This is a genomic window from Microbacterium sp. (assembly GCF_031178525.1).
In the GTDB taxonomy this organism is placed as follows: Bacteria; Actinomycetota; Actinomycetes; order Actinomycetales; family Microbacteriaceae; genus Microbacterium.
Genome location: NZ_JAPSJA010000398.1, coordinates 1 through 1,641, shown reverse-complemented (window position 1 = coordinate 1,641; position 1,641 = coordinate 1). Strand labels below are relative to the sequence as shown.

Here is a 1,641-nt window from a genome sequence, read left to right as displayed (position 1 = left end):
CACGCGCGCGCTCGAGCTGCTCGACAGGGTCGGCATAGCCCACAAGGCGAAGGACGAGGCGCGCTCGCTGTCGGGAGGCCAGCAGCAGCGTGTGGCGATCGCGCGCGCGCTGATGCAGCAGCCGAAGTTGATCCTCGCCGACGAGCCCGTCGCCTCGCTCGACCCGAAGCTGTCGCACACCGTGCTCGAGCTGCTGCAGCGGATCGCCCGCGAGGACGGCATCCCGGTGCTCGTGAGCCTGCACGTGCTTCCGCTCGCGCTCGCCCACTCCGACCGGATCGTCGGTCTCCAGCACGGCCGCATCGTCGTTTCGGGCCGCACGTCCGAGCTGGATGCCGCCGCCCTGGCGCCGATCTACGACCACGACGAGGAGGACCACGATGTCGACGACGTCGCCTGATCGCACCCGCGCCCCGAAGCCCGCGCAGCCGGCGCTCGACCCGCGCGATCGCGCGCGTCTCGAGCGGTCGGTCGTGATGCCCCGTGCCCGCACGCTGATGACCATCCCGCTCGTCGTGCTCGTGCTCGCGTGGTCGTTCGCCGGCGCCGAGTTCGACTTCGTGAAGCTCGGCGACGGCACCCTCAACATGGGCGAGTTCCTGGCACGGCTGTTCCCGCCGACGTGGGACAAGTTCGGGATCATCGTCGAACTGCTGATCGAGACGCTCCAGATGGCGATCGTCGGCACGGTGCTCGGCACGGTCCTGTCCCTCGTGATGGCGTTCGGGGCCGCGTCGAACATCGCTCCGGTCTGGCTGTACTACCCCTGCCGTTGGCTGATGAACATCATCCGCTCGCTGCCCGAACTTGTCTTCGCGCTGATGTTCGTGTCGGCCGTCGGCCTCGGCCCGTTCGCGGGAATCCTCGCCATGACCCTCGGGTCGGTGGGGTCGATCGGGAAGGTGTTCGCCGAAGCCATGGAGGCGGTCGACCGCGGTCCGATCGTCGCCATGCAGGCCGTGGGGGCGTCGCGCCGGCAGGTCGTGCAGTACGGTGTGCTGCCCCAGGCGGCTCCGCTGCTCGTCTCCTACACGCTGCTGCTGTTCGAGGGGAACGTGCGCGGCGCGACGATCCTCGGCATGGTCGGCGCGGGCGGGATCGGGCTCGAGCTCACCACCGCCATGCGCATGTACGACTACGGACACCTCAGCGCCATCGTCATCTGCATCATCGTGCTCGTCACCGTCATCGACCAGGCGAGCGCACTCATCCGAAGGAAGATCACGTGACCCTCACAGGCAACCCCGCTCCGATCGACACCGCCCCGCTCGACGCCGGGGGGATCGACGCCGTGGCGCTGGAGCGCAGCGCTCCGGTCAACCTGCGGGACCTGGGCGGCACGCCGGTCGCGGGCGGCACCGTGCGACCGGGCTTCGCGATCCGTGCCGACGACCTCTCGTACGTGACCGATGAGGTCGCGGTCGAGCTGGTCGACGCCGGCCTCACGAGCGTGATCGACCTGCGCTCGAACTTCGAGACGCGGATCACCGGACGCGGCCCGCTCGCGGATCACGCGGTCACCTATCACCACGTGTCGCTGCTCGGCGACATCACGCGGGTGGGCGACCTCGGCGGGCCGGACTACCGGCGCACCTACGTGCCGATGTACGTGGGCATGTTCGAGGGCGCCGCGCCGCTCAT

3 protein-coding genes are annotated in these 1,641 nt (G+C 69.7%); all 3 read left to right on the top strand.

What is annotated here, in order from left to right:
- The coding region (locus RIF89_RS14835) for an ATP-binding cassette domain-containing protein (protein ID WP_309069840.1) at positions 1-400 on the top strand (400 nt) is incomplete at its 5' end.
- Entirely contained in the window at positions 381-1,229 is an 849-nt protein-coding gene (gene phnE, locus RIF89_RS14830) for a phosphonate ABC transporter, permease protein PhnE (protein ID WP_309069839.1), read from the top strand. The genes RIF89_RS14835 and phnE, both read left to right, overlap by 20 nt.
- The coding region (locus RIF89_RS14825) for a tyrosine-protein phosphatase (protein WP_309069838.1) at positions 1,226-1,641 on the top strand (416 nt) is incomplete at its 3' end. The genes phnE and RIF89_RS14825, both read left to right, overlap by 4 nt.

What these genes read in the sequence shown, in the direction of transcription:
- phnE (WP_309069839.1), top strand. Translation starts at nt 381, where the DNA reads ATGTCGACGACGTCGCCTGATCGCACCCGCGCCCCGAAGCCCGCGCAG.